Annotated in this window: 1 protein-coding gene; it reads right to left on the bottom strand. The window is 31.3% G+C overall.

Annotated elements, in window-relative coordinates; all coding sequences use genetic code 11:
• Positions 1 to 1,342 (bottom strand): AIPR family protein (locus BMG01_RS10495; RefSeq protein ID WP_084013498.1); only part of this gene is annotated, 1,342 nt, incomplete at its 3' end.
• Positions 1,343 to 1,519 lie beyond the last annotated feature (177 nt).

Consider the following 1,519-nt stretch of genomic DNA (forward strand, 5'->3'; position numbering starts at 1 on the left):
CCTGCATTCTAATCAATAAAGAATAGTAGAATACACGTATATCATAATTTGTATTAAATACATGATTGTAATCATTATCTTTCTTGATCAAAATAGTGGGAGTAGAACGAGCTTTTACAGGATTTTTATCCAAGATTGATACTAATGCCTGCGACAAGTAATTAATAGAGACAATCTTTGCTATAGGTTTCTTTTGGTTTCTGTAGTAATTTTTCTTTCTATCATAAAATATGTCTTTAGTTTTCAAAAAGCTCTCTATTTTGCGCTGAAGAGGGTCACTTGATCTTAACTGTGATGCAGTAACTGGATTTTGGGAATTTGTAGCCCGAATTATTTCATCTCTACTCTCATCCACATCATTTAAGATAATGACCTTAATAAAGACGCTACGTTTATCTGCTTCTACCTGTTCAGAAGTTAAATTATTGAAAATGTTGAATATAGAGTTAGATGTTTGCAACCCGTTGACAATTTGTACATTATCCAATTGCATCGTCTTAGCTACCGTTACACCTTTGTCTGCAATAATTGTAATGCCATTATTCAGCCACCAAAAATCTATGTTATCGGAACTTTTCTTCAAAGTAGTTTCAATAGCTTTATTAACAAGGGTTTTATTCTGATAATCTCGTATATTAGATTCAAACATTTCTTCGTTCAATGTTCGATTTTCACCTTCATCTACAGTTGTTGAGATAAATTTATAATAGTCTTTTAAATATGCTGTCACCAAGTACCCAGCTTGGGTATCAATATAATTAGGCACATTAACGCTAGAATTAAATGTTAGATTGCCTGATTTGGGGATTGTCTTTTCTGCTAAAGAATATAATTCATTACTACCAACAATATCATGTTCTAGTTTCAATCTTGTAATGGTGTTTTGTTTAAGCATGCTAAAAATGGCATTTGATTTATCTATATAACCCGTACTTGTCTGAGATTTGTTTGCTCGTGTAACATGGTGGAAATATATGGTTATATTTGGAAATTTACTTGCCATTTTTAAAATGAATTGTCTAAAAAAATTAATGAATTTTTTCAGATCTTCATCCATAGTTTCTGGCAAAATGGTATCAACAGTATCACCATTATCACCAAATAAATAGTACGCAAATTCTTGGAATTTTTGGGGAACAGATTCTTCTACTTTGTCCTTGTTTTTAATTTGAAAAAGATGTACATCCAATTTAAAACCCTTAGAATGACTTTTAACATCGTACTCATCAATGTAAAAGTCATTAATGAGTACATTATCAATAAATAAATAGAATGCATCTATCCCCCAATCAAGATTTGAATCACTTAATCCATTGTCTATGTCTTCTAGTGAAAAATTCATGTGCTCGTATACTGAAAATCCGGACTGCTTTATTTCTAGGGCATAATCCGAGATAATCAAGTATAGGAGTTTTTTTATATTATGAAAGCTAAGCGATACTCAACAGAATTTAAGTCATCAATTGTCACCTTGTATAACGAGGGACGTTCTGCTAATTCTCTAGCCAATGAATACCAT

Source organism: Leuconostoc sp. BM2, assembly GCF_002095565.1.
Classification (GTDB): Bacteria; Bacillota; Bacilli; order Lactobacillales; family Lactobacillaceae; genus Leuconostoc; species Leuconostoc falkenbergense.